Source organism: Fuscovulum ytuae (assembly GCF_029953595.1).
In the GTDB taxonomy this organism is placed as follows: domain Bacteria; phylum Pseudomonadota; class Alphaproteobacteria; order Rhodobacterales; family Rhodobacteraceae; genus Paragemmobacter; species Paragemmobacter ytuae.
In genome coordinates this window covers 1,969,703-1,995,292 of sequence record NZ_CP124535.1, presented here as the reverse complement: position 1 = coordinate 1,995,292, position 25,590 = coordinate 1,969,703, and the positions used below count along the sequence as shown (strand labels likewise).

The window sequence follows — 25,590 nt, the reverse complement described above, 5'->3', positions numbered from 1 at the left end:
CCTCCGTCCCGAATCCGCCCTAAACTACGGGTGAACGGCTGCCCGGCCAAAGGGATGGGCGGCACGTGAGACGGGATAGAATAACAACCGGGAGACCAGCATGACCCTCATGAAGCAATTCCTCGGCGCTGCGGCCACTTTGGCCCTGACCGCCGGTATTGCCACCGCCGAACCCGCCATCATCTTTGACCTTGGCGGCAAGTTCGACAAATCCTTCAACGAAGCCGCCTTTAACGGGGCCGAGCGCTGGGCGCAAGAAACCGGCGGCACCTACAAAGAGCTTGAGATGCAGGACGAAGCCCAGCGCGAGCAGGCGCTGCGTCGTCTGGCCGAAGCAGGCTCCAATCCTGTCGTCATGACGGGCTTTGCCTTTGGCGATGCGCTGACCAAGGTCGCCGCCGATTTCCCCGACACCAAATTTGCCATCATCGACATGGTCGTGGATGCGCCGAACGTGAAATCCGTCGTGTTCAACGAACATGAAGGCTCCTACCTCGTCGGCATGATGGCGGGTCTGGCCTCCAAGACCGGGACCGTCGGCTTCATCGGCGGCATGGACATCCCGCTGATCCGCAAATTCGGCTGCGGCTACGCGCAAGGCGTGAAGGCTGTGAACCCCGATGCCACCGTCGTCCTGAACATGACGGGCACAACCCCGGCCGCATGGAATGACCCGGTCAAGGGTGCAGAACTCGCCAAGGGCCAAAAGGCGCAAGGCGCCGACGTGATTTATGCCGCCGCAGGCGGCACGGGCGTGGGCGTGCTGCAAGCTGCCGCCGACGAAGGCATTCTGTCGATCGGCGTGGACAGCAACCAGAACTACCTGCATCCGGGCAAGGTTCTGACCTCCATGCTCAAGCGCGTCGACAACGCGGTCTATGAGGCCTTCAAGGAAGGCACCGACCTGACCCCCGGCATCAATGTCATGGGTCTGGCCAATGATGGCGTGGGCTACGCTATGGATGAAAACAACGCCCCGCTCGTCTCGGCTGAAATGCAGGCAACTGTCGATGCCGCCGCCGCCAAGATCAAATCGGGCGAGTTGGTGGTCCACGACTACATGTCTGACAACACCTGCCCTGCGGCGACCTTCTGATCGCCTGACGGCATTTGCGAAAACATGCCGCGCCAAACCCTTGGCGCGGCATCTTTGATAAAGACTGGCCGAACCCGCAGCAAAAAGACGGGCCACGGAACAGGGGGAACCACATGGTGACGCAGGCGGCGGATGCGCGCTACGCCATCGAACTGAAGGGCATTTCCAAGGCCTTCGGTCCGGTGCAGGCCAACAAAGACATCCACATCGCCGTGCCCAAGGGCACGATCCACGGGATCATCGGCGAAAACGGCGCGGGCAAATCCACGCTGATGTCGATCCTCTACGGCTTTTATCGCGCCGATTCCGGCGAGATTTTCATCAACGGCACCCCCACCGCCATCCCCGATAGCCAAAGCGCCATCCGCGCGGGCATCGGCATGGTGTTTCAGCATTTCAAGCTGGTGCAGAATTTCACCGTCCTTGAGAACGTGGTCCTCGGTGCGGAAGAGGGGGCGCTTTTGGCGGGCTCGCTCTCCAAGGCGCGCAAGGTGCTGACGGACCTGTCGCGCGAATACGAACTGGACGTCGATCCCGACGCGGTGATCGAAGACCTGTCCGTCGGCCACCAGCAGCGGGTGGAGATTCTCAAGGCGCTTTACCGTCAGGCCGATATCCTGATCCTCGATGAACCCACGGGCGTCCTGACCCCGGCCGAGGCGGACCACCTGTTCCGCATCCTCAAGGGGCTGCGCGATCAGGGCAAGACGATCATCCTGATCACCCACAAACTCCGCGAGATCATGGAGACGACCGATAACGTATCGGTCATGCGTCGCGGCACGATGGTGGGTACCGTCAAGACCAACGAAACCAGCCCCGAACAACTGGCCGAGCTGATGGTGGGCCGCAAGGTCCTTTTGGAGGTGGAAAAGAAACCCACCATGCTGGGGCGCACCGTGCTCAAGGTCGAAGACCTGCGGGTTGTCGATGAACATGGCGTCGAACGTCTGAAAGGCGTCAGCTTCGAAATCCGGTCGGGCGAAATCCTTGGCATCGCGGGCGTGGCCGGGAACGGCCAATCCGAACTGCTCGAGGCTTTGGGCGGCATCGCCCGCGCCACGGGCAAGGTCACGCTGAACGGGGCCGATCTGCCCTTGTCGGGCAAGGGCGCGGATGGCCGCGCGCGCCGCAAGGCAGGCATCGCCCATGTGCCCGAAGATCGGCAAGCCCTTGGTCTGATCATGGATTTCACCGCATGGGAAAACGTGGCCTTCGGCTATCACGACGCGCCGGAATACCAGAAGAACGGCCTTTTCATGGATAACGACGCCCTGCGCGCCGATACCGAAAGGAAGATGGCCACCTTCGACGTGCGTCCCCCCATCCCGACCCTTGCCGCCAAAAGTTTTTCAGGCGGCAATCAGCAAAAGATCGTCGTCGCGCGCGAGATTGAACGCAATCCCGACCTCCTTCTGGTGGGTCAACCGACGCGGGGCGTGGATATCGGGGCCATCGAATTCATCCACAAGCAGATCGTGGCGCTCCGCGATCAGGGCAAGGCGATCCTTTTGGTTTCCGTCGAACTGGATGAAATCCGCAGCCTGTCGGACCGTATCGCCGTCATGTTCGATGGACGCATCATGGGATTCCGCGACCCAGAGGCTACGGATGAACGCGATCTCGGTCTGATGATGGCCGGGATGACCGGAAAGGGAGAGGCCGCCTGATGGAACGCCTACCACGCTGGGCCGATGTGGCCCTTGTTCCCTTCATCTCGCTTCTGCTGGCCGCGATCATCGCCGCCCTTGTCATCCTCGCCATCGGGCAAGACCCTTGGGAGGCGATCACCGTCATGGTGCAAGGCTCGGTGATGAACGCCTATGGCTGGGGCTATACGCTTTACTACGCAACCTCCTTCATGTTCACCGGGCTTGCGGTCACCGTGGCCTTCCATGCGGGCCTCTTCAACATCGGGGGCGAAGGGCAGGCCCAGCTTGGCGGCCTTGGCGTCGCGCTCTGCTGCCTCTTCCTGCCTTGGCCACATTGGTCGCTTGCGCTGATCGGCGCCACTGTCGCGGGGGCGGCCTTCGGCGCGGCATGGGCCGCGATCCCGGCCTATCTTCAGGCCAAGCGCGGCAGCCATATCGTGATCACCACGATCATGTTCAACTACATCGCCGCCGCCTTCCTGATCTTCATGCTGGTCGATGTGCTGCGCCCCGATGGCCAGATGGACCCGGCCACGGCGAACTTCCCCGAAGCCACCCACCTGCCCACGCTGAACCAGATGCCGGGGCTGAACCTGATCTTCACCTCGGGTGTTCCGGCCAATGTCACCCTATTCATCGCGCTGGCCATGGCGGTGGTGGTCTGGGCGCTTTTGTGGCGGACCCGCCTCGGCTATGCGATCCGCGCCTATGGCAAATCCGAACCCGCCGCGCGCTATGCGGGCATCTCGCCCTTCCGCATCATCATGGTGGCGATGCTCATCTCCGGCGGGTTGGCGGGCATGATGGCCATCAACAACGTGATGGGCGAGGCGGAACGTCTTTTGGGCAACTCCGCCTCTGGCGCAGGCTTCATCGGCATCGCAGTGGCACTGATGGGCCGCAACCACCCCATCGGCGTGGTGCTGGCGGCGCTTCTTTTCGGCTTTCTGTTCCAAGGCGGGGCAGAGCTGGGCCTCTGGACCAAAATCCCGATTGAGATGCGGACCGTGGTCCAAGGCCTTGTCATCCTCTTCACCGGGGCCTTGGACATGATGGTGCGCATGCTGCTGACGTGGATCTTCAACCTGTTCCGCGCGGGACGCATGGCGAAGGGGGCCGCGTGATGGATTACGCCACGCTTCTGCAAATCCTCGATTCCACGATCCGCCTTGCCACGCCGCTGCTCTTTGCCTGCCTTGCCGGGCTTTATTCCGAACGCGCGGGCATTTTCGACATCGGGCTGGAAGGCAAGATGCTGATGGCCGCCATGGCCTCGGCCTCGGTCGCCTTCCTGACAGGGTCGGTCTGGCTGGGCCTTCTGGCAGGCATCCTTGCCTCCATGATGCTGGCGGGGGTGCATGGCATTGCCTCCATCACCTTCCGGGGCAACCAACTGATTTCCGGCGTCGCGCTGAATTTCGTGGCCGCCGGGATCACGGTCCTCATCGCGCAACGCCTGTTCGGGCAGGGCGGCCGCACGCCGCCCCTGTCGGGCGAGGCGCGCTTCAACCCCGTCACTCTTCCCTTTGCAGAAGAATTGCAGGGCGTCCCGATCCTCGGCCCGCTGTATTACGAGGTGATCTCGGGTCATTCCCTCTTGGTCTATATCGCACTTCTGACCGTGCCACTGACATGGTGGATCCTGTTCCGTACCCGCTTTGGCCTGCGCCTGCGCGCGGTGGGGGAAAACCCGGCGGCGGTGGATACAGCCGGCATCTCGGTCGTCGGCCTGCGCTTTGCCGCCGTGGCCATCACCGGCATCCTCTGCGGTCTTGCGGGGGCCTATATGGCCACCGCGCTTCAGGCGGGCTTTGGCCGCGACATGACGGCAGGGCGCGGCTATATCGCGCTGGCGGCCCTGATCTTTGCCAAATGGCGGCCCGTTGCGGCGCTCTGGGCTTGTCTTCTGTTCGGCTTCTTCCAAGCGCTGGCCCTGCGCCCCGACGTGGTCGAGGCGGTGGTGCAGGTCAAGGTCCCCGTGCCCTTCCTTGATGCACTGCCCTATGTTCTGACCGTGCTGGTTCTGGCGGGTTTCGTCGGCAAGGCCATCCCGCCGCGTGCGGGGGGCGAACCCTATGTGAAGGAACGCTGATGTCCGACGCCCTCTCTCTCGTCCGCACCCGCGCGGGCGATGCCCCGGTTCGCCTGGGCCTGATCCTTGGCTCCGGGCTTGGCCATCTGGCGGGGGCTGTGGATGGGGTGGCGATCCCCTATGCCGATCTGCCTGGCTTTCCCCATGCGGGCGTGTCGGGGCATAACCCAAACCTCGTGATCGGCGATCTGGAAGGGGTGCGCGTCGCCGTCTTTGGCGCACGGGAACATTATTACGAAAAGGGCAACCCGGCGGCGATGCGCCCCGCGCTTGATCTGCTGAAAGGCCTTGGCGCCGATAGCCTGATCGCCACCAATGCCGCAGGCTCCTTGCGCGCCGATATCCGCCCCGGCGACCTGATGCTTCTGTCGGACCACATCAACTTTTCCGGCCTCAACCCGCTGATCGGTGAACCCACCGATGCGCGCTTTGTGCCGATGACGGATGCCCATGACCCCGCCCTGCGCGCCGCGCTGACGGCCAGCGCACAGGCCGAAGGCGTCCCCCTGCCCGAAGGTGTCTATGCTTGGTATTCCGGCCCCTCCTTCGAAACCCCGGCCGAGATCAGGGCCATCCGCATCCTTGGCGGCGATGCCGTGGGGATGTCGACGGTGCCCGAGGTGATCCTAGCCCGCTTCCTTGGCCTGAAGGTCGCGGCCATTTCCACCATCACCAACATGGCGGCGGGCCTGTCGGACGAGAAGATCAGCCATGAACACACCAAGGCCATGGCCCCCTTGGGTGCGGCAAAACTGGAACGGGTGCTGCGGCATTTCCTACGCCACCTCCGATGAGGCAGGCAAGCGTTTGACTTCACCGCCAAAGGCGCGCAACCCTTTGGCAAGACGCCGCTTCCCCATCGGGCAAGGCCCATGCAACTCTATCTTCCGATCGCCGAGGTCTCGGTCAATGCCTTCCTCCTTTTGGGTTTGGGCGGCATGGTGGGCTTTCTGTCCGGCATGTTCGGCGTGGGCGGCGGCTTCCTGATCACGCCGCTTCTCTTTTTCATCGGCGTGCCGCCCGCTGTCGCCGTGGCGACCGGGGCCAATCAGGTGGTGGCCTCGTCCGTGTCGGGCGTTCTGGCGCAACTGCGGCGCAAGGCGGTGGATTTCCGCATGGGCATCGTCCTTTTGATCGGCGGGATGGGCGGGTCCGTCGTGGGCATCTGGGTCTTTCAATGGATGACGCGGCTGGGTCAGGTCGATCTCTTCGTCCAGCTGTCCTATGTCCTGTTCCTCGGCCTGATCGGGGCGATGATGTTGCAGGAATCCCTGCGCGCATGGTTCCGCGCGCAAAAGGGCGGCCCCGTGCGCCGCGCGCATGTCCACACCTGGGTGCATGGCCTGCCGCTCAAGATGAAATTCCGCGCCTCTGGCCTTTACATCAGCGTCCTGCCCCCGCTCGCCGTGGGCGCGCTGGTGGGTTTCCTTGCCGCCATCATGGGGGTGGGGGGCGGCTTCGTCATGGTGCCCGCGATGATCTACCTGCTGGGCATGCCCACCAAGGTCGTCGTCGGCACCTCGCTCTTTCAGATCATCTTCGTCACCGCCTTCACCACCTTCATGCATGCCGTCACCAGCCAGACGGTCGATATCCTGCTGGCACTCCTTCTCATTCTTGGTGGCGTGATCGGCGCGCAGATCGGCACCACCGTCGGCGTCCGGCTCAAGGCAGAGCAACTCCGCATCCTGCTCGCGCTTCTCGTTCTGGCCGTATCGGTCAAGATCGCGCTCGACCTTCTCATCCGCCCGATGGAACTTTTCACCGTCATGCCGGGGGTCCTGCCGTGATCCGCGCCCTGGCCCTCGCTGCGCTTCTTTCGGCCGCGCCTGCCATGGCCAATGAAGGCATCGTCGCGGGCATGAGCCAGAACCGCGTCTCCATCACGGCGAATTTCGACGGGTCAGAGATCCTGATCTATGGCGCGGTGAAGCGGAACGCCCCCGCGCCGGACACACCGCTTGAGGTGATTATCACCGTCGAAGGCCCCTCCACCCCGCTTACCATCCGCAAGAAGGCCCGCGTCGCGGGCATCTGGGTGAATACCGAAGCGGTCGCCGTCGATGCCGCCCCGTCCTTCTATGCCGTGGCCACAACAGGCCCCCTGCGGTCCATCCTCAAGGAAACCGAAGACCTCCGCCACCGCATCACCCTGCCGCGCGTCATCCGCGCCATCGGTGCGGCGACCGAGGCCGGAGATAGCGGCGATTTCATCGACGCGATGCAGCGCATCCGTATTGGCGAAGGCCGCTACCGCGTGCTGCAAGGCGCGGTGGAACTGACCGAGCAGACCCTGTTCCGCGCCGATATCGTGCTGCCCGCCAACCTGACCGAAGGGGAATACCGCGTCCGCATCTTCCTCACGCGCGAAGGCCGCGTCATTGATGCACAAGACCGCGTCATCGGTGTGCGGAAAGAGGGGCTTGAACGCTTTCTCTTCAACCTCTCGCGCGAACAGCCATGGGCCTATGGCCTTCTGTCGCTGGCCCTTGCCGCGCTGGCAGGCTGGGCCGCCTCGGCAGGCTTCCGTCTGCTCAGGGCCTGATGCAGGCACCACCCCGGCGGCATGAACGCCCCTAGGTTATGCGCGCCGCGATCCTTGGATAGACCCTCGCCATCGTCGCCCCCCGGGCGGCGAAAAACACGATCAGCGCCGCCCAGAGCCCGTGATTGCCCGCTATCGGCACCAGCACCGCCAGCGCCCCGGCATAAATTGCCGTCGACAGGATCATGGTCTGCCGCATCTCAGTCGTCATCGTCGCCCCGATGAAAATCCCGTCATAGATGAAGGGAAACGCCCCCACGACCGCCGCGACAGCGACCCAAAGCAGATAGACCCGCGCCTCTGCCCGCACCTCGGGCGCAGTGGTCATCAGGTCGATGATCCAAGGCCCCGCTGCGACAAAGACCAACCCCAGCACAACGCCCCCCGCCACGCCCCACGACATCGCCATCCGTGCCGCCCGCCGCGCCGGGGCCAGCGCCCGCGCCCCGACCGCTTGCCCCACCAGCGTTTCGGCGGCAAAGGCGAACCCGTCCAGCGCATAGGCGATGATGCTGACAAACTGCATCAGCACCTGATTGGCCGCCAAGGTCACATCCCCCTTGCGCGCGCCAAGGAAGACAAAGGTGGTAAAGCTGATTTGCAACAACACCGACCGGATCATGATATCCCGGTTCACCGCGAACATGACCGCCAGCGCCGCGCGGTTGCCCAACCGTGCCCATGCCGCGCGCCAGACCGGGACCAACCCGTCGCGGCACAGCCACAACCCCAGCACCAGCCCGCTCCATTCCGCGATCAGCGTGGCCCATGCCACGCCCGGCACGCCCCAGCCAAGGCCAAGGACGAACCACAGGTCCAGCCCGATATTCACCCCATTGACCCAAAGCTGCAGGACCAGAACGCCCCGCGTTCGCTCCACCGCGATCAGCCAGCCGGTCACGGCATAGGCCGCGATTGTTGCAGGCGCGCCCCAGATGCGGATGGAAAGGTAATCGCGCGCCAAAGCCTCCACCTCTGCCCCCGCCGGGGCAAGGGCAAAGGCCGCGCGGAAAAGCCATCCCTGACACAGGATGAACAGAACCCCCGCCCCCGCCCCAATCAGCAGGGCGCGCATCAGGATCGCCCCCCGCTCGGGCCAATCCGCCGCGCCATGCGCCTGCGCCGCAAGCCCCGTCGTGCCCATCCGCAGAAAGCCGAATACCCAGTAAAGCATGGTCAGGATCACCGCCCCGACCCCCACAGCCCCTATGGGCGCAGCCTGCCCCATCTGCCCCACCACCCCGGTATCCACCGCCCCCAAGATCGGCACGGTCGCGTTCGAGATGACGATGGGCGCGGCGATCTTCAGGAGGCGGCGATGGGTCAGGTCGGTCATGATGCGGGCAGATTGGCCCAACCACCGCGCCGGGGGAAGGGGCGGCTTGCGCGGCACCGATACACGCCAGAAAATAGGATTATCAGACTCGGAATATTCACATTTTATGTTTCAATCTTTACTTGTGCTAATCCTGTTCTAATCGCGCCCGTAGCACTTGATGAAGGGCAGGGGATGGCCTGCCTGCGTCAAGGAAGACCACGCCATGCAAACGGATCTACAGGAACGGCTCACCTATCTTGGTCTCACAGCAGATGACCTTGCCCTTGCCGGGCGGCATTCGGCGGCGCTGATGAAAGCCTTGGGTCCGATCCTTGATCGCGCCTATGTGACGATCCTGAACACGCCCAAGACCGCGCATTTCTTCCAAGATGCCGCCCATGCCGAACGGGCAAAGCAATTGCAGATGACGCATTGGGGCCGCCTCACCTCGGGTCGGATCGACGAAGAATATGTCGCCCTCGTCACGCGCATTGGGCGCATCCATGCCCGTATCGGGCTGGAACCGCGCTGGTATATGGACAGCTATTCGCTCATTTTCCGGGGGATCATCGAGGATTTCTTCCCCCGCCTCCTCTCCTCCGGCCTCTTCGGGCGCATCAAGACGGCCGAGGCGACGCGGCTTTTGTCCGTCTATTTCCGCCTTGCCATGCTGGATATGGATTACGGCATCTCCACCTATTTCGAGGCGCTGGATGCCGAACGCATCGCCAAGGCCGCGCAGGAACGTGAGATCGCCGATACGCTGGCCGAATCCGTGACCGAGGTTTCCGCCACGATCGAAGAACTCTCGGCCTCCATCAAGGAAAACGCCACCGCTGCGCAGGCCACCAAAGAGGCCGCGCTGCGCGTTTCCACCAATGCCGTCGAAGGCGGTGAGGCAGTGCGTTCCACCATGCTGGCGATGGAAGAGATCGCATCCCGCATCAAGGTGGTGTCCGAAATCGCCCGCCAGACCGACCTTCTCGCCCTGAACGCCGCCGTCGAGGCGGCACGGGCCGGTGCCCAAGGCGCAGGCTTTGCCGTCGTCGCAACCGAAGTGCGCCGCCTTGCCGAACGCTCTGCCGAAGCCGCCGCCGAAATCGACGCGGCAACGGGCAGCAGCCTCAAGGCCGCCCGCTCCGCCGCGGCGACCCTGACCCGGCTTGTCCCTGAAATTCAGGAAACGGGCGGCCTCGTCGCCTCCATCGCCGATACCTCGGTCGAACAGGCAACTGCGGTGGAAGAGATCAACACCACCGTCCTGCGCCTTTCGGGCCTTGCGGGCGAAATTGGCAGCGGCGCGCAAACCACCCGCAGCCGGGCCAAGCCTAAACCCGCCCCCGCCGCCCGCTTCGCCTTGGCCAGCTGACCCTTATTCCGCCGCCTCTCCGGGGGCGGCGGGCATCAGGAAATGCCCCGTCCCTTGCGCAAACAACCGCGTGCGGTTGTCCTGCCACGCCTCCACATGCACCGATGCATAGCGCCGTCCCGACCGGTTCACCCGCGCCCTAGCATAGGCATCGCGCGGCAGCCCGGTCCGCAGGTAATCCACCGTGAAATCAATCGTCTTCGGCAGCCGCAACGGCCTGTCCGCGATGGCCGAAGGGTCAAGTTTCCCCGCCTCCATCTCTTCCCACAGGATCGACCACGACAGCTCGATGATCGCCGCCACCTCAAGGAAGGCCGCCGTCACCCCGCCATGCAGCGCGGGCAAAGACGGGTTCCCGATCAGCTTTTCGTCAAAGGGCAGGATCGCCGTCAGCTCATCCCCCCTTCGGTCGAATTGGATGCCCAGATACTGGATGTAGGGCACCCCCGACAGCAGCGTCCGCAGCGCCCCGTCGCGCCTTTGCTTCACAACCTGCACCGGTTCCGGCCGTTCGCGCGTCATGCCACCCCCCGCGGACGGTCCAGCGTGAAGGCCCCTGTCGCCGCCGCCACCGGGCGGCTTTCATCCTCATCCACCGCCGTCACCCGAACGAATGCCACCGACCGCGTCACGTGATAGCACTCCGCCCGCGCCGTAATCGCCTGCCCCGGCGTCGCCGGGCGGAAATAATCGATCCGCAGGTCCAGCGTCGCCGTCGAAACGGGTGCCGAGGGATGACACATCACCGCCGCGCCACTGGCCGTATCCATCAAGGCCGACACGGCCCCCCCATGCAGCACCCCAGTCGCCGGATCGCCCACGAACCGCGCATCATATGGCATGGTCATCACAACCCGCCCTTCGCCCAGCGATTCAAGCCGCATCCCCAAGGCCCGCGAATGCGGAATCGCCTCGATGAACCGCCGCGCCAGCGCAACCACTGCCTCTGCCGTAACGTCAGACATTGCCAAACCCCTTCGGTCCCCATAATCGCGCCCCGCCGTCCAAGTGCAAGCCCGGCCCCGCCTTGCCGTCGCGGCAATTCGTTGCGTCACAGGTTCCATCGGCTTATGCTTTCGCCGCAAGGAGATGCCAATGTCCGACACCCGCCTCAGCTTCAAGGAGATGTGCGCTAGGTTCGACGTGACGCCGCGCACCCTGCGCTATTACGAATATATCGAACTCCTCCAACCCGAAAAGGAAGGCCGCGCCCGCTTCTACGGCCCGCGCGAAGTGGCACGCATGACCCTCATCCTGCGTGGCCGCCGCTTTGGCTTTTCGCTGGAAGAGATTCGTCAATGGCTGCTCATCTACCGGCAAAAAGGCACCCGCCCGCAGCTTGAAACATGGCTCGCCCTTGCCGACCGCCAGCTTGACGCGCTGGATCGCCAGATCACCGATCTGGCCGCCGCGCGCGAAGACCTAAAAAGCCTGCGCGCCACGGCGGAAGAGGAACTTTCCCGCCTGCCCGAAGCCTAGCGCGTCTCGCGCGCCTTCAACCGCCGCTCCAGCCGCCGCATCAGCAGGCTCAGCCCGATGGTCATCGTCAGATAGATCAGCGCGGCCACGTTATACGTCTCGAAATATTTGAAATTCCCGGCCGCCGTGACCTTGGCCAATTGCGTGATGTCCCCCACGCCCAGCACGGACACCAAAGACGAATCCTTCACCATCGCCACGAAATCATTGCCAAGGGGCGGCAGGATCATCCGAAAGGCCTGCGGAAAGGTGATATGGCGAAACCGCTGCCACCCATTCAGGCCAAGCGCTTGCGCCGCCTCCACCTGCCCCTTGTCCACGGCCTGCAATCCGGCCCGGAAAATCTCGGCCAGAAAGGCCGCATAGGCCAGAACAAGGGCCAGCACCGCCCGCCATAAAAGCGGGAAATCCCGCGTCCGCACCGGATCGAACCCCAAAGGCTCCAGCACCGCATTGACCCCCGCCACGCCCAGCGGCGCCAGCACGAAGGCCACATAAAGCAGCAATACGATGATCGGGATGCCCCGCATCACCTCGATATACAGCCGACAGACCTGCCGCAGGATCAGAAACCGCGACAGGCAGCCCACCGCAAGGCCAAGCCCCAGAAGGCAGGCCCCCAGATAGGCCACCACCGACACCATCACCGTGATCCAGATGCCCTTGGTCAGGGTGGACAGCACGGCAGAATAGTCTGCATTGGCCAGAACCTCGTAGAACAGCCAAAGCCCCACCCCGCTGACAAGCAGCAGCCACCACGGAAAATCCTTCTCCGGCTGCGGGTTCGGCGTCATGCGAAAGGCTCCCAAAGGAAAGGCCCCGGCATTGCCTCCGGGGCCTTCATGTCACTGAAACAGGGGATCATTCACCCATCTTGTATTCAAGGAACCACTTGGTGTTCAGCGCGTCCAAGGTGCCATCCGCCTTCATGCTGGCAATTGCCGCATTCATCGGGGCCACAAGATCAGACCCTTTCGGGAAGATGAAACCGAAATCCTCGGCCCCCAGCGGCGCGCCGATGATCTTCAACCCGCCATTCGACGCCGAGACATAGCCATTGGCCGCCGTGCTGTCCGACAGGACAAGGTCCACATCGCCTGCCCGCAGCGCCTCAAGCCCCGCGCCAAAGGTTTCGAACTTCACGATGCGGGCATTTTCCTCGTTGCCGTCCAGCACCTCATAGACCCCCACATAGAAGGGCGTGGTCCCCGGCTGCGCCGCCATCAGAAGGTCGGCATCGGCTGCAAAGGATGCGGCATCCGTGAACCGATCCTCATCCCCGCGCACCATCATCAGCATCTCCGACCGCATATAGGCGTCCGAGAAATCCACCTTGTCCTTTCGGTCGTCGCGGATGGTGATCCCCGTCATGCCCATGTCGAACTGGCCTTCCGACACAGAGGCAATCATCGCATCCCATGAGATGTTTTCGTATTTCACCGTGATGTTCAGCCGCTTGGCGATCTCCGCCATCGCGTCATATTCCCAGCCCACCGCGTTCCCGTCCTTGTCGAGGAATTGCAGCGGCGGATAGGCGTTCTCGGTCACGACCACGACCTCGCGCCCGCCCAGATCGGGCACGTCCTGCGCGAAGGCAGGGGCGGTCAGGCCAAGGGTCAGGGTCAGGGCACCCGTCACTCCGGCGGCCCAAGCTTTCAGCGTCATCGGTTCTCTCCCCATTGGATGATCCATTCTGGCGCCAGACTATGGGGTGCGCCCCTGCCCCTGTCCAGAGAAGGGCAGGGGGAATCGCGGCCCAAGGATGGTTAATTGTTCATTCCACAGGCGCGCGTGGCCACAGTTTGCTGCACAAAAGGCGGCACAAAACAGGGCACAACCGTTTTCGCCAGTCAGTTGCGGTAAATGCAGCGTTCTCAGGGGCTTGTGCCACAGACCGGGCAATCCGCCCGCCGCTTGACCGAAATCACCCGCGTCTCGGCAAACAGCGCGTCATGGATCATCAGGCGGCCGGCCAGCGGCTCACCCGCCCCGGTTATCACCTTGACAGCTTCCATCGCCATGATCGACCCGATCACGCCGGGCAGGGGGGCCGCCACGCCCGCCTCGGCGCAGGATGGCACCATGCCGGGGGCAGGGCGGGTAGGAAAGACGCATTCATAGCACGGCGTGCCCTGCGCTGGGTGGAACAGGGAAACCTGCCCCTCCCATTGCGTGATGGCCCCTGAAATCAGGGGCTTGCCCGCCGCGACCGCCACACGGTTCACCATGTAACGCGTGTTGAAATTGTCCGTCCCGTCAAGGATCAGGTCATAATCGGCAAAAAGTGCGCGCGCCGTCTCCTCATCCAGCCGCCGCTTATAAGGGCGCAGCTCGATGAAGGGATTTATCGATCTGAGCGTGATCTCCGCCGAGAAAACCTTTGGCATCCCGATCCGCTGATCGGCATGGATGATCTGGCGTTGCAGGTTCGACCCATCCACCATGTCGTCATCGACAAAGCCGATGGTGCCCACCCCCGCCCCTGCCAAATACATCAGCGCAGGCGACCCAAGGCCCCCGGCACCAATCACCAATACCTTGGAATCCTTCAGTTTTCTCTGGCCCGGCCCACCAATCTCGCGCAGGATGATATGCCGCGCGTATCGGTCCAACTCAGCAGGGCGAAAGGCGCCGGAGGGTGCCGCCACCTCCTGCGGCGCGGCCCGCAGGCGCAACCGCGACACAACCGATTGATATGCAACAACAATCCCGGCAACCACGCCCAAGGCCAGCCAGCCCCGCGCCTCCCCCCCTGTCGCTGCGCGCAACGGATGCCCCTCCGGCAGCACCAAATGCAGCCCCACCACCCCCAGCCACAGTAAGAGGATCATCCCCGACCGCAACCGCACCGGCGCCTTCATCAGCGCGCCAACCCCCCAAAGCGCAGCCGCCATCGCAAGGACAAGGATCATCTTTTCCCCGTGGACCCAAAGCCGCCCGCGCCGCGTGACGTATCCGACAAGGCCTCAACCTCTTGGAATTGCACCTGAATAACAGGGGCTATGATCATCTGCGCGATGCGGTCACCATGCCGGATCGTGTAGGGCTCCGCCCCCAGATTGACCAGCGCGACCCCCAAGGGGCCACGGTAATCGCTGTCAATCGTGCCGGGCGTATTGGGCAAAGTGATCCCATGTTTCAACGCCAGCCCGGACCTTGGCCTGATCTGCATCTCGAACCCCGGTGGAATTTCCACCCGCAATCCCGTCGGCACCACCGCCCGATGCATGGGGTCCAGCGTGAAACCGCTCTCACGATCCTCGGGCAAAAGGTTCGCGCGGATATCCGCCCCCGCCGATCCCGGCGTTTCATAGGTAGGCAGGCCGAGCGAACGATCCGCCCAATCCTCCCAGAGCAGCTTCAGGACGGTCATGCCCAACCCCTTGCGAAACCAAAGGTTTTTGAAAACTTTTGCAAAAGTCTTCCAAGAATTTTGGTCACCCCAACGCCTCCGCGATCCGGATCGCCAAACGGCGCGCGACCTCATCCTTGGGCAATCGCGGCCAAGGCTCTGCCCCCGCCGCGGTGATCAGCGTCACCGCATTCTCAGCCCCGCCCATGATCCCCGTCCCCGGTGAGACATCATTCGCCACGATCCAATCGCATCCCTTCCGCGCCCGCTTGGCCTGCGCATGGGCCAGAACATCATCGGTCTCGGCGGCAAAGCCCACCACCAGACGCGGGCGGCGGTCGATGGATTGCGCCACGGATTTCAGGATATCTGGGTTTTCGGCAAAGCTCAGAGACGGCGCAGCCGCCCCTGCCACCTTCTTGATCTTGCTTGAAAATTCCTCGGCCACACGCCAATCGGCCACCGCCGCCGCCATCACGGCGGCATCGGCGGGAAGGGCGGCTTCCACCGCCTCCAGCATCGCGCGCGCGGTTTCCACCCGCACGACTTGCACGCCGTCAGGCGGCGGCACGACCGCAGGGCCAGTGACAAAAGTCACCCGCGCGCCCAGATCGCGCAGCGCCGCCGCAATCGCCGTGCCCTGCGCCCCCGACGACCGGTTGGCGATATAGCGCACCGGGTCAATCGGTTCATGCGTGGGGCCAGAGGTCACCAGCACATGCCGCCCCTTCAGCGGGCCGTCCGACAGGGCCGCCGTGATCGCCGAAAGGATCGCCGCAGGCTCTGCCATCCGACCGGGGCCGTATTCGCCACAGGCCATCTCGCCGTCATCCGGGCCGATGAGGCGCAGGCCATCCCCTTGCAAAACCTTGATATTTCGTTGCGTCGCTGGATGCTGCCACATCCGCACATTCATCGCAGGTGCCGCCATCACCGGCGTATCGGTCGCCAAAAGCAGGGTCGAGGCCAGATCATCCGCCCGCCCCTGCGCCATCTTCGCCATCAGATCTGCCGTCGCCGGGGCCACAACGAGAAGGTCCGCCACGCGCGACAATTGGATATGGCCCATCTCGGCCTCATCCGTCAGATCGAAAAGGGCGGTATAGACCTTCTCCCCCGCCAAGGCCGAAACCGAAAGCGGCGTCACGAATTCCGCCCCCGCCTTTGTCAGCACAGGCGTCACCGTAGCCCCCGCCTTTTTCAAAAGCCGGATCAGTTCCAGCGACTTGTAGGCAGCGATTCCGCCACCGATGATCAGAAGGATGCGCTTGCCGGTCAGCATGGCGATGCTCCAATGGCCCCGATCAAGGTGTAGGCGGCAGGGGCGCGGAACTCAACCTTTCCCGCTTAGGGTTGGAGTCGCAGGGGGGGGCTCATCCCCCCTCGGCCTGCGGCCTCACCCCGTGAGGATACCGTTCGACAGAAAATGAACAGTTTCGCCTTAGCCGCCTTGCGTTTCGAAGATGGCGCAGGGATCGCCACGTGTGGGTACGCCTTCGGTGAAAAGCCACAAGTGATGTGGTGGCCGCCCTGTCGGGATCGATTCAATCTGTGCAATCGACAGGACGGTGACTCCCGGATCGGCCCGGCGCAAAAGGGAAGGCGCGCCGATATCCGTGCGGGCATGTTCCACCCCCGTGATCACCACGACAGGTCCGCCGGTTTCCGTCAGCGCCAGAAGGGCGGCGCGGGCCAGTGCCGCATCCCGCAGGCGTTGTGCCTCAACCATTCCCGGCAGAGCCTCGGGCGGAAGGGCATCGCAATGGGCGGCCTGAAGGTCGGCCTCTCGGGCGGCCTGCTGCGCCTCGGGCAAAGGTTCTGTTAGGCCAAAGCGGTCGGCATCTGCACCAAAGACCGCTGCGGCACCTGTCCGAAGCGATTGGCGCACCGCATCGATCCCCAGATCGCCCGCATAGATGCGGGCCTCTGGCGCGGCGGTGAAGATCGGATGATACATGGCAAAGTCCGGCCAACCGCGCGCTTCCCATTCCGTCGCCTCGGCGATGGCGCGGGCATTACTGCGGTCATCCGGCATAGCGGCAACCTGTGCATCGCCCAACATTTCAAACACAAGCGCGGCGGGCGCAATGGATCGTACGGCGCGCGCCTGATTGCGATGCTGCGCCGGGTTGTCATGGATTTCGCCTAAGAAAAACACATCCACTTCGGGCAGACGATCCAGTGCCTCTGGCCCAATTTCACGCGCCTCCACTGCCCCGGCAAAGTGCAGGGCAAGCAGCAGGGAAATGGCGTGCAACCTCATGAAAGCAGAGCGTAAACCTCGCGCGACTGCGATTCAAGATTGCGCCGCATCTTGGCGAAGGCGGCGGCTTCAAGTTGCCGAACCCGTTCCTTGGACAGCCCCAATTCCTCACCCAGCGATTCCAGCGTGCGGGGTTCATCCTTAAGCTTGCGTTCCGCCACGATATAGCGTTCGCGGGCGTTCAGCGCCTGCATCGCCTTCACCAGCCAAGACCGCAGCCGTTCGGCATCATGCGCGCCTTCCACTGCCTCGGCCGCCTGAACGCCATCATCCTCAAGCGCGTCGATCCATTCGCGCCCATCCTCATCCGACGACTGGGTCGCATTGAGCGAAAAGTCAGACCCTGACAGCCGCCCTTCCATCATCTCGACATCGGCAAGCGGCACGCCCACTTCTGTCGCCACAAGCTGGCGCAGTTGGAACTGATCCAGCGTTTCGCCCCGTGCGGCTGCCTCACGCTCCAGCTTTGCCTGCACGCGGCGCAGGTTGAAAAACAGCGCCTTCTGGCTGCTGGTCGATCCGGTCCGCACCATGGACCAATTGCGCATCACGTAATCCTGGATAGATGCCTTGATCCACCAGACGGCATAGGTGGAAAACCGCACGCCACGATCGGGATCGAACTTGTCTGCGGCCTTCATCAGGCCAAGGCTCGCCTCTTGGATAAGGTCATTCATCGGCGCGCCATAGCGCCGGAATTTCGCGGCCATGCTGATCGCTAGACGCATATAAGCGGTCACCAGCCGGTGCAGCGCCTGCTCATCGCGATGGTCGCGCCAAGCATAGGCGAGGCGCAGCTCAGTCTCTGCATCCAGAAGCTCTGCCCGCATCGCTTGGCGGGACATGGTTTGGTCGCTATATCCGTCGAGTGCCATCGAAACCCCCAGTCAGATAGACGCATCGGCCCGTTTATTGCCGTTTTGTGAATTCTACGGGTCGCATCGGATACTGGATCAATGCCGGACGAAATTTTCTTGCTTCCACAACTCAGCCTCGTGATCGGCGGGGCCCGGTCCGGCAAATCGGGCTTCGCTGAACGTCTGGTTACCGGCAGCGGCCTGACCCGCCGCTATATCGCCACCGCCGAGGCCTGGGACGATGAGATGCGCGACCGCATCGCCCGCCATCGCGCGGATCGGGGGCAGGGCTGGATCACCGATGAGGCCCCGCTTGATCTGACCGCGGCACTGGCAATGGCAAAACCGGGTGAGGTGGTGTTGGTGGATTGTGCCACACTCTGGCTGACCAATCACCTTCTGGCCGAACACGATCTGGTGTCTGAGGCGGCGGCGCTGCTTACAGCCCTTGCCGCCTGCCGCGCCCCTGTCGTCGTCGTATCGAACGAGGTGGGCTGGGGCATCGTGCCAGACAATGCGCTGGCCCGCACCTTCCGCGATGCACAAGGCCGCCTGAACCAGCAGATCGCAGGTCAGGCGGGGCTGGTGGTGGGGATCATGGCAGGCCTGCCCATGGTGCTGAAGGGGCGGATGCCCGCATGGATGTGACGCGCCTTTGGTGGGTGCGGCACGGACCCACCCATGAAAAGACGATGGTAGGCTGGCGCGACGTGCCTGCCGACCTGTCCGATACGGCGACACTTGCCCGCCTGAACGCGCATCTGCCCGCTGATGCGCTTCTCGTCTCGTCCGACCTGATCCGCGCCGTGGCCACCGCCGATGCCTTGGCCAAGGGACGCCAGCGCCTTCCCCATCACCCCGGCTTGCGCGAGCTTCACTTCGGCGACTGGGATGGCCAGACATGGGATGCCGTCGCCAACACCCACCCAGAACTCTCCTTCGCCTATTGGGACGATCCCGGCGATCACCGCCCCCCGAATGGCGAAAGCTGGAATGACGCCGCCGCCCGCATCAACGCCGCGACCGATGCCCTGATTGCCGCCCATCAAGGGCGCGACCTGATCCTTGTCGCACATTTCGGCGCGATCCTGACGCAGGTGCAGCGCGCTCTTGGCAGCACGGCTGCCGAGGTCTTCGCCCATCGCATTGACAACCTCTCTATCACCCGCATCGACCACGGCCCGCAGGGATGGCAACTCGGTCTGATCAATCATCTTCCGTGATGGGGCGCATCAGCAATCGGCGTTTCCCTGCGCGGCTCGCCCCGGATAAGGTCGCACAAAAAAGGGGAACAGCATGACCTACGACCTTGTCATCGGCGACCGCGCCTATTCGTCATGGAGCCTGCGGGGATGGCTTTTCTTCGATGCCTTCGGCATTCCGGTGAACCTCCACCGCGCACGGCTTTACACCAACGAATTGCCCAACCTCCTGAAATCCTTTCACCCCGCCCGCACCGCGCCAACAATGCGCACGCCCGAAGGCGCCGTTGTTCCCGAAACCATCGCGATTGCCGAGGAACTCGCCTCCCGCCACCCGGAGGCGGGGCTATGGCCTGCGGACCCGAAGGCCCGCGCCATCGCACGCGCGCTTGCCGCCGAAATGCATGCAGGCTTCACGGCCCTCCGCTCCTACTGCCCGATGAACCTGCGCGTCAGCTATACCGACTGCGCGCCGCCCCCCGAAGTGTTGGCCGATCTGGCCCGCCTTGACGTGATCTGGACATGGGCAAGGTCGGAAATCGGGGGCGCAACCCCATGGCTTTGCGGGGCCTATTCCGTGGCCGATGCCATGTTTGCCCCCGTCGCCACGCGCATCGCCACCTACAACCTGCCCGTCACGCCTGCCGCGATGGACTATGTCATGGCGCATCTCGCCCATCCCTCCTTCCGCCGCTGGCGCGCGATGGGGATGGTGGATGGCCCGGATCAGGAATTCTACCGGCGCGACTATCTCCGCCGCGATTGGCCGGGGCCGAAACCACTCCCCGCCCGCGCGGTTGAAGGGACGCAGGCTGAAAACAGCCTCTGCCCCTATTCCGGCAAACCCGTCACCCATGCGCTGGAACTGGATGGCCGCCGCTTTGGCTTTTGCAACGCCTTCTGCCGCGACAAGACGGTGGCAGACCCCGAAGCCTGGCCCGCCTTCATGACCCTTTACCAAGCGTAAACCAATCTCGCGCTATCCCTGATGCCGAAAGGGCAGGGGGTGGCATGCTGGCACGGGCCTTCACAGTGGCCTTCGAAGGGGTCGAGGCGCGGATGGTCGAGGTGCAATGTGCCGTCGCTCCCGGCATGCCGCATTTCGGCATCGTAGGCCTTCCCGACAAGGCCGTGTCTGAGGCGCGCGAAAGGGTGCGCGCCGCGCTGGCCGCTCTGTCAATCGCGCTGCCCTCGCGGCGGATCACCGTGAACCTCGCCCCCGCCGACCTGCCCAAGGAAGGCGCGCATTTCGACCTGCCCATCGCGCTCGCGCTGCTGGCCGCCTTGGAGATTATCCCGAAAGACAGTGTCGAACGCACTGTCGCGCTGGGGGAGTTGTCGCTTGATGGCCGCCTCTTGCCGGTGATCGGGGCGCTGCCTGCCGCGCTTGCCGCCGCAGAAGAGGATCGCGCCCTCCTCTGCCCAAAGGCATCCGGCGCCGAAGCGGCATGGGTCGGCGCGGTGCAGGTGCTGGCCGCCGCGTCACTCGATCAGGTGCTGCGCCATTACACCGGCCAATCCCCGCTGACCCCGGCCGAGGCGGGCGAAGTGACGGATGGCCCTCTCCCGCGCGATCTGGCTGAGGTGAAGGGTCAAGAACGCGCGAAACGGGCGCTTGAGATTGCGGCGGCGGGGCGTCACCATATGCTGATGGTCGGCACGCCGGGATCGGGCAAATCCATGCTCGCTGCCCGCTTACCGGGCCTTTTGCCTCCGCTTTCTGCCCCCGAGGCACTTGAAACCTCAATGATCCACTCGCTTGCCGGGCTCATTTCCGAAGGCGGCATTTCGCGCCGTCGCCCATTTCGTGAACCCCATCACACCGCATCCATGGCCGCCATCGTCGGCGGTGGCAAAGGCGCTAAACCGGGCGAGATTTCCCTTGCCCATAACGGTGTCCTTTTCCTTGACGAATTCCCCGAATTCGCGCGCCCCGTGCTGGAAACGCTGCGCCAGCCTATCGAAACGGGCGAGGTGGTCGTCGCCCGCGCCAATGCCCATGTCCGCTATCCTTGCCGCTTCCTTCTGATCGCCGCCGCCAATCCTTGCCGCTGCGGCTATCTCTCCGATCCCGGCCGCGCCTGCACCAAGGCCCCGCTTTGCGGCGAAGATTATCTGGGCCGCATCTCCGGCCCTCTGATGGATCGCTTCGACCTGCGGGTGGAGGTGCCGCCCGTCGCTTGGCAGGACCTCGACCTTGCTGCCACGGGCGAAAGCTCCGCCACCGTCGCGGCCCGCGTCGCCGCCGCCCGCGCCCTGCAGGCACAGCGCTTTGCCACCCATCCCGGCCTGCGCGTCAATGCCGATATGGAAGGCCGCTTGCTGGAAGAAACCGCCACCCCTGATGCCGAAGGCCGCGCCTTTCTGACCCGCGCGGCGGAACGTTTCGGCCTGACCGCGCGCGGCTATCACCGCATCCTGCGCGTCGCCCGCACCATTGCCGATTTGGACGCAAGCGCCGATGTCCGCCTGCCGCATTTGGCCGAGGCCGTCAGTTACCGCCTCGTCCTTGGCCCGCAGGGCTGACGACGAATTTTCCTTCGAAAATCCCCGCCGTCACCCCGCCCGCTTCGCTTCGATCACCTCCCAGATGCGGGCCGCGCCATTCGTGCCGTCGAACCGCTCCAGCTCCTGCAACCCGGTGGGCGAGGTCACGTTGATCTCGGTCAGCCAGTCGCCGATCACATCGATGCCGACGAAAACCTGTCCCTTCTCCCGCAAAACCGGGCCGATGCGGGCGCAGATCTCCAGATCACGGTCGGTCAGCCCAATCTTTTCGGGCCGCCCACCCACATGCATGTTCGATCGCGTCTCACCCGCCTGCGGCACGCGATTTATCGCCCCGATGGGTTCGCCATCGACCAGAATCACCCGCTTGTCCCCCTTCGCCACATCCGGCAGGAACTTCTGCACGATCAGCGGCTCGCGGCTCATGCCGGTAAACAGCTCGTGCAGCGAGGCAAGGTTTCGGTCATTCGGGTCCAGCCGGAAGACCCCCGCGCCGCCATTGCCGTAAAGCGGTTTGAGGATGATATCGCCATGCCGCGCTTTGAAAGCGCGGATCGTCGCCAGATCGCGAGCGATCGCCGTTGGCGGGGTCAGGTCAGGAAAACGCAGCACCAGCAGCTTTTCGGGCGAATTGCGAACCCAAAATGGATCATTCACCACCAAGGTCGACGGATGGATCATCTCCAGAAGATGCGTCGTCGTGATATAGCCCATGTCGAAGGGCGGGTCCTGCCGCAACCAGACCACATCGAATTCGGCCAGATCGACCTCTGCCTCTGGGCCATAGCTCACATGGTTTCCTGCCTCGCGGCGCAATTCGATCGGAAATCCCCGCGCCGTCACCCGGCCTTCGACAAAAGCCAGCTTGTCTGGCGTATAGAAAAACAGCTCATGCCCGCGCACCTGCGCCTCAAGCGCGATGCGAAAGCTTGAATCGGCATTGATATTCACCGAACCAATCGGGTCCATCTGGAAGGCGACCTTCAGTGGCATGTCTCTCTCTCCGCGCTGTGCCGCCCTTTGATGGCGCAAGCGCGCAGCGGATGCAAATGCCCGCCGCCGCACAGCACCTGCGCGCAGATACCCTCCCCGATCGGGCAAACGTCGCCCCCGCGCGTCTTGCGCCGTCAGCACATCCACGCGTCGCGGATCACCTTCACCCGTCCCGTGCCATCGACCAGCGCGACGTCCAGCCGAACTTCCGTCATCTGACCCTTCGGTTCCCCGGCAAGAAATTCCGATGCAGCGTCCCAAATGCGCTGCATCTGTCGCGGACCCAGATGCGCCGCCGCATCATCATGCGTATGGCTTTGCTTGACCTCAATGAAGATAACCTTGTCGCCATCGCGTGCGATCAAGTCGATCTCTCCAGCCCGGCCGCGCCAGCGTCGCGCACAGATAGCTTCACCCAAATCACCATAGTGACGGGCGACCTGATCCTCTGCCGCCAATCCTGCCTTAAAGGCCATGGCACCGCGCGCCCGCCGCGCGTCACCACTGCGACCGCACCGCCCGCCAAATGGGTCACTGTGAAACTGTGTCGGATCGGCCTGAAATCCCATCGCCTTCCCCATTCCTTCTTTCCGACTCACTCTGAACCAAAGAAGCGAATTTTCCCCTAATCCCCTTTCCCCTTGCGCAGTGCTGCCTGATACACATCCCGTCTGGGCAGATCGAAGGCCTCGGCCACCATCGCGGCGGCATCCTTTACGCTCATCCGCGCCATGGCCTCATCCAGCGCGGCTTCCCATGTTGCTGTTTCCGTCGTTTCGGGCGCGGCACGGTTGACCAGCACGACCACCTCACCCTTCACCTGTGTATCTGCATAGTCCGCCGCAAGCTGGTCCAGCGGTCCGCGCCGCACCTCTTCGAAGCGCTTGGTCAGTTCCCGACAAATTGCGGCATCGCGCGCGCCACCCAGACGGTCCGCCAGATCGGATAAAAGCGCCGGCAATCGGCGCGGTGATTCATAGAAAACCAGCGTCGCCTGTACAGCTTTCAGCCCATCCAGAAAGACGCGCCGTGCCGCCTGTGCCGGGGGTGGAAAGCCTGCGAAAAGAAACCGGTCCGATGGCAGCCCCGCCACCGCCAGCGCGCAGAGCACCGCCGAAGGCCCCGGTGCCGCTGTCACTGGCAGATCCGCCGCCACCATGGCGCGCGCCAGTGCAAAGCCCGGATCCGAAACCAGGGGCGTCCCCGCTTCGCTGGCATAGGCGACCGACTTCCCCTCGGCAACTGCCGCCACCAGCCTGCCCGCCGCCTCCCCTTCATTATGGTCGTGGCAGGGCACAAGCGGCCGCCCGTCCAGAGGGATGCCGTGAATTTCCATCAAATGGCGCAGGGTCCGTGTATCTTCCGCCGCCAGCACCTCAGCTGACGCAAGGATATCAAGGGCGCGCAGCGTGATATCCCGCGCCGCCCCGATCGGCGTGGCCACCAGATAAAGCCCCCGCGCCAGTGCCCGCTTTTCCCAAACCGTTCCCGGCGAAGTCATGCCCGAAGCCCTCCTGACATTGCCCGCCTTCCCCCTGACAAGTTTACATCCCAAGTGGAACCCCTTAACCTGCAGAGCGATGTTTGGGCGATGCGTTCCATTCCGGGTTGCCATCGCCGGTAAGGGAGTGAGGAAACCGCATGTTCTCTGTTTTGCGCACCGCCCGCAAGTCGCTGGGCAAGGCCGTTTTGGCCCTTTCGGCCCTCGCTCTTGCCGCCTGTCAGCCGACCTCTGGCCCCTCCGTCTCACAGGGTGGCCCCGTGCAGGTCGCTCTGTTGGTGCCTTCGGGGTCTGGGCAGGCAAGCGACCAACTTCTTGCCCGGTCGATCGAGAATGCGGCGCGCATGGCCATAGGCGATCTGGCCGGAGTGCAGATTGATCTGCGCATCTATCCGACGGCAGGCCAAGCGGCGCAGGCTTCTGCCGCCGCCTCGCGCGCGGTTGCGGAAGGCGCAAAGGTCATTCTTGGCCCCGTCTTCGCAGAAGAGGCGAATGCAGCGGGCCTTGCCGTTGCTTCGGCAGGGGTGAATGTTCTGTCATTCTCGAACAACCCGGCCATTGCGGGTGGCAATGTCTTCGTCCTTGGCCCCACCTTCGACAACACCGCGCGTCGTCTGGCCAGCTATGCCGTGCGCGCGGGCAAATCGCAGGTCATGATCATTCATGACCGCAACGCGCAAGGCGAAGCCGGGCGCACGGCCATTCAGGCCGGTGTTGCCGCCGCAGGGGGCAGCGTGGTGGCGACGGGCAGTTACGAATTTTCGCAAAACGGCATCGTGCAGGCGATCCCGCAACTTGCAGCCCAAGCGAAATCTTCGGGCGCGCAGGCCGTCTTCCTGACGGCCGACACGGCCGGCGCCCTGCCGCTCGTGACGCAGCTGTTGTCGGAAAACGGGGTTGATCCCACGATCACCCAATATGTTGGCCTGACGCGCTGGGACATTCCGGCCGCGACACTTGCCCTGCCGGGGGTGCAGGGGGGTATCTTCGCAATGCCCGATCCCGGGCTGTTCGGGCAGTATCAGGCGCGCTACCAATCCACCTTCGGCGAACAGCCGCATCCCGTGTCGGCGATAGCTTATGACGGCATCGCCGCCATTGGTGCCTTGGCCAAACAGGGCCGTGGTCTGGATCGGGCCTCGCTTACGCAGGGGGCGGGTTTCGCCGGCGTGAACGGCGTCTTCCGCCTGCTGGCCAATGGCACGAATGAACGCGGGCTGGCCGTCGCACGTATCCAGAACAACACCGTCACTGTCATCGATCCTGCCCCGCGCAGCTTTGGCGGGGCCGGGTTCTGACAACCGCACGCAGCCCCAGATCATGACCAAGGCCCCTACGGCCCGATCCGGTTCGACGCAGAGCG

Annotated in this window: 27 protein-coding genes; 14 read left to right on the top strand and 13 right to left on the bottom strand. The window is 63.9% G+C overall.

Features of this window, described 5'->3' with window-relative positions; genetic code table 11:
* Window positions 1-100: 100 nt before the first annotated feature.
* The 7 genes from QF092_RS09605 (at window position 101) to QF092_RS09575 (ending at window position 7,385) form a co-directional block, all read left to right on the top strand.
* Window positions 101-1,096 carry a BMP family lipoprotein gene (locus tag QF092_RS09605; RefSeq protein ID WP_281463682.1) on the top strand — a complete coding sequence of 332 codons (996 nt, stop codon included), beginning with the start codon at window positions 101-103 and terminating at the stop codon, window positions 1,094-1,096.
* Between the two features lie 113 nt (window positions 1,097-1,209).
* Window positions 1,210-2,766 carry an ABC transporter ATP-binding protein gene (locus QF092_RS09600; protein ID WP_281463681.1) on the top strand — a complete coding sequence of 519 codons (1,557 nt, stop codon included), beginning with the start codon at window positions 1,210-1,212 and terminating at the stop codon, window positions 2,764-2,766.
* A complete protein-coding gene (locus tag QF092_RS09595; RefSeq protein ID WP_281463680.1) occupies window positions 2,766-3,872 on the top strand; it encodes an ABC transporter permease in 1,107 nt (368 codons plus the stop codon). The genes QF092_RS09600 and QF092_RS09595 overlap by 1 nt, the downstream gene beginning before the upstream one ends.
* On the top strand, window positions 3,872-4,840 hold the full coding sequence (locus QF092_RS09590) for an ABC transporter permease (RefSeq protein ID WP_281463679.1): 969 nt from the start codon (window positions 3,872-3,874) through the stop codon (window positions 4,838-4,840). The genes QF092_RS09595 and QF092_RS09590 overlap by 1 nt, the downstream gene beginning before the upstream one ends.
* Entirely contained in the window at window positions 4,840-5,634 is a 795-nt protein-coding gene (locus QF092_RS09585) for a purine-nucleoside phosphorylase (protein WP_281463678.1), read from the top strand. The genes QF092_RS09590 and QF092_RS09585 overlap by 1 nt, the downstream gene beginning before the upstream one ends.
* Before the next feature lie 78 nt (window positions 5,635-5,712).
* Entirely contained in the window at window positions 5,713-6,630 is a 918-nt protein-coding gene (locus tag QF092_RS09580; RefSeq protein WP_281463677.1) for a sulfite exporter TauE/SafE family protein, read from the top strand.
* Entirely contained in the window at window positions 6,627-7,385 is a 759-nt protein-coding gene (locus tag QF092_RS09575) for a TIGR02186 family protein (RefSeq protein WP_281463676.1), read from the top strand. The genes QF092_RS09580 and QF092_RS09575 overlap by 4 nt, the downstream gene beginning before the upstream one ends.
* 31 nt (window positions 7,386-7,416) lie before the next feature.
* Here the strand turns inward: QF092_RS09575 and QF092_RS09570 are convergent, their stop codons facing one another.
* Complete coding sequence (locus tag QF092_RS09570) at window positions 7,417-8,721, bottom strand: MATE family efflux transporter (RefSeq protein ID WP_281463675.1); 1,305 nt, start codon at window positions 8,719-8,721, stop codon at window positions 7,417-7,419.
* A 205-nt stretch (window positions 8,722-8,926) separates the two neighbouring features.
* Here QF092_RS09570 and QF092_RS09565 point away from each other — a divergent pair, with 205 nt between their 5' ends.
* Window positions 8,927-10,072 carry a protoglobin domain-containing protein gene (locus QF092_RS09565; RefSeq protein WP_281463674.1) on the top strand — a complete coding sequence of 382 codons (1,146 nt, stop codon included), beginning with the start codon at window positions 8,927-8,929 and terminating at the stop codon, window positions 10,070-10,072.
* A 3-nt stretch (window positions 10,073-10,075) separates the two neighbouring features.
* Here QF092_RS09565 and QF092_RS09560 read toward each other — a convergent pair whose 3' ends face one another.
* Window positions 10,076-10,594 (bottom strand): PaaI family thioesterase, encoded by a 519-nt coding sequence (locus QF092_RS09560; RefSeq protein ID WP_281463673.1) that lies wholly within the window; start codon window positions 10,592-10,594, stop codon window positions 10,076-10,078.
* Entirely contained in the window at window positions 10,591-11,037 is a 447-nt protein-coding gene (locus QF092_RS09555) for a PaaI family thioesterase (RefSeq protein WP_281463672.1), read from the bottom strand. The genes QF092_RS09560 and QF092_RS09555 overlap by 4 nt, the downstream gene beginning before the upstream one ends.
* A gap of 130 nt (window positions 11,038-11,167) precedes the next feature.
* Between QF092_RS09555 and QF092_RS09550 the strand changes: the two genes are divergently transcribed.
* Window positions 11,168-11,551 (top strand): MerR family transcriptional regulator, encoded by a 384-nt coding sequence (locus QF092_RS09550; RefSeq protein ID WP_281463671.1) that lies wholly within the window; start codon window positions 11,168-11,170, stop codon window positions 11,549-11,551.
* Here QF092_RS09550 and QF092_RS09545 read toward each other — a convergent pair.
* The 7 genes from QF092_RS09545 to QF092_RS09515 all read right to left on the bottom strand — a co-directional run bounded on the left by QF092_RS09545 (window position 11,548) and on the right by QF092_RS09515 (window position 18,041).
* Window positions 11,548-12,345 carry an amino acid ABC transporter permease gene (locus QF092_RS09545; RefSeq protein ID WP_281463670.1) on the bottom strand — a complete coding sequence of 266 codons (798 nt, stop codon included), beginning with the start codon at window positions 12,343-12,345 and terminating at the stop codon, window positions 11,548-11,550. The two genes, QF092_RS09550 and QF092_RS09545, sit on opposite strands and share 4 nt — an antisense overlap.
* Before the next feature lie 67 nt (window positions 12,346-12,412).
* Complete coding sequence (locus QF092_RS09540) at window positions 12,413-13,216, bottom strand: transporter substrate-binding domain-containing protein (RefSeq protein ID WP_281463669.1); 804 nt, start codon at window positions 13,214-13,216, stop codon at window positions 12,413-12,415.
* Window positions 13,217-13,425: 209 nt separating this feature from the next.
* On the bottom strand, window positions 13,426-14,463 hold the full coding sequence (locus QF092_RS09535; protein WP_281463668.1) for a HesA/MoeB/ThiF family protein: 1,038 nt from the start codon (window positions 14,461-14,463) through the stop codon (window positions 13,426-13,428).
* Window positions 14,460-14,924: a dUTP diphosphatase gene (dut, locus tag QF092_RS09530; protein WP_281463667.1), complete on the bottom strand. Its 465-nt coding sequence runs from the start codon at window positions 14,922-14,924 to the stop codon at window positions 14,460-14,462. The genes QF092_RS09535 and dut overlap by 4 nt, the downstream gene beginning before the upstream one ends.
* Before the next feature lie 64 nt (window positions 14,925-14,988).
* Window positions 14,989-16,185, bottom strand: a complete 1,197-nt coding sequence (gene coaBC / locus QF092_RS09525) for a bifunctional phosphopantothenoylcysteine decarboxylase/phosphopantothenate--cysteine ligase CoaBC (RefSeq protein ID WP_281463666.1) — start codon at window positions 16,183-16,185, stop codon at window positions 14,989-14,991.
* A 159-nt stretch (window positions 16,186-16,344) separates the two neighbouring features.
* Window positions 16,345-17,166, bottom strand: a complete 822-nt coding sequence (locus QF092_RS09520; protein ID WP_281463665.1) for a ChaN family lipoprotein — start codon at window positions 17,164-17,166, stop codon at window positions 16,345-16,347.
* Window positions 17,163-18,041, bottom strand: coding sequence for an RNA polymerase factor sigma-32 (locus QF092_RS09515; protein WP_281463664.1), 879 nt, complete (start codon window positions 18,039-18,041; stop codon window positions 17,163-17,165). The genes QF092_RS09520 and QF092_RS09515 overlap by 4 nt, the downstream gene beginning before the upstream one ends.
* A gap of 81 nt (window positions 18,042-18,122) precedes the next feature.
* On the opposite strand from QF092_RS09515, the gene cobU reads away from it, so the two are divergent.
* From cobU to QF092_RS09495, 4 genes are all read left to right on the top strand, one after another.
* Entirely contained in the window at window positions 18,123-18,671 is a 549-nt protein-coding gene (gene cobU, locus QF092_RS09510) for a bifunctional adenosylcobinamide kinase/adenosylcobinamide-phosphate guanylyltransferase (protein WP_281463663.1), read from the top strand.
* Window positions 18,662-19,246 (top strand): histidine phosphatase family protein, encoded by a 585-nt coding sequence (locus tag QF092_RS09505; protein WP_281463662.1) that lies wholly within the window; start codon window positions 18,662-18,664, stop codon window positions 19,244-19,246. The genes cobU and QF092_RS09505 overlap by 10 nt, the downstream gene beginning before the upstream one ends.
* 73 nt (window positions 19,247-19,319) lie before the next feature.
* Entirely contained in the window at window positions 19,320-20,192 is an 873-nt protein-coding gene (locus QF092_RS09500; RefSeq protein WP_281463661.1) for a glutathione S-transferase N-terminal domain-containing protein, read from the top strand.
* A 44-nt stretch (window positions 20,193-20,236) separates the two neighbouring features.
* Window positions 20,237-21,751 (top strand): YifB family Mg chelatase-like AAA ATPase, encoded by a 1,515-nt coding sequence (locus QF092_RS09495; RefSeq protein WP_281463660.1) that lies wholly within the window; start codon window positions 20,237-20,239, stop codon window positions 21,749-21,751.
* Window positions 21,752-21,781: 30 nt separating this feature from the next.
* On the opposite strand, the gene gshB is transcribed toward QF092_RS09495, so the two are convergent.
* From gshB to rsmI, 3 genes are all read right to left on the bottom strand, one after another.
* Complete coding sequence (gshB, locus tag QF092_RS09490; RefSeq protein WP_281463659.1) at window positions 21,782-22,726, bottom strand: glutathione synthase; 945 nt, start codon at window positions 22,724-22,726, stop codon at window positions 21,782-21,784.
* Between the two features lie 134 nt (window positions 22,727-22,860).
* A complete protein-coding gene (locus QF092_RS09485) occupies window positions 22,861-23,202 on the bottom strand; it encodes a YraN family protein (protein ID WP_281469879.1) in 342 nt (113 codons plus the stop codon).
* 149 nt (window positions 23,203-23,351) lie between these two features.
* Window positions 23,352-24,227 carry a 16S rRNA (cytidine(1402)-2'-O)-methyltransferase gene (gene rsmI, locus QF092_RS09480; protein WP_281463657.1) on the bottom strand — a complete coding sequence of 292 codons (876 nt, stop codon included), beginning with the start codon at window positions 24,225-24,227 and terminating at the stop codon, window positions 23,352-23,354.
* A 140-nt stretch (window positions 24,228-24,367) separates the two neighbouring features.
* Here rsmI and QF092_RS09475 point away from each other — a divergent pair, with 140 nt between their 5' ends.
* A complete protein-coding gene (locus QF092_RS09475) occupies window positions 24,368-25,525 on the top strand; it encodes a penicillin-binding protein activator (RefSeq protein ID WP_281463656.1) in 1,158 nt (385 codons plus the stop codon).
* Window positions 25,526-25,590 lie beyond the last annotated feature (65 nt).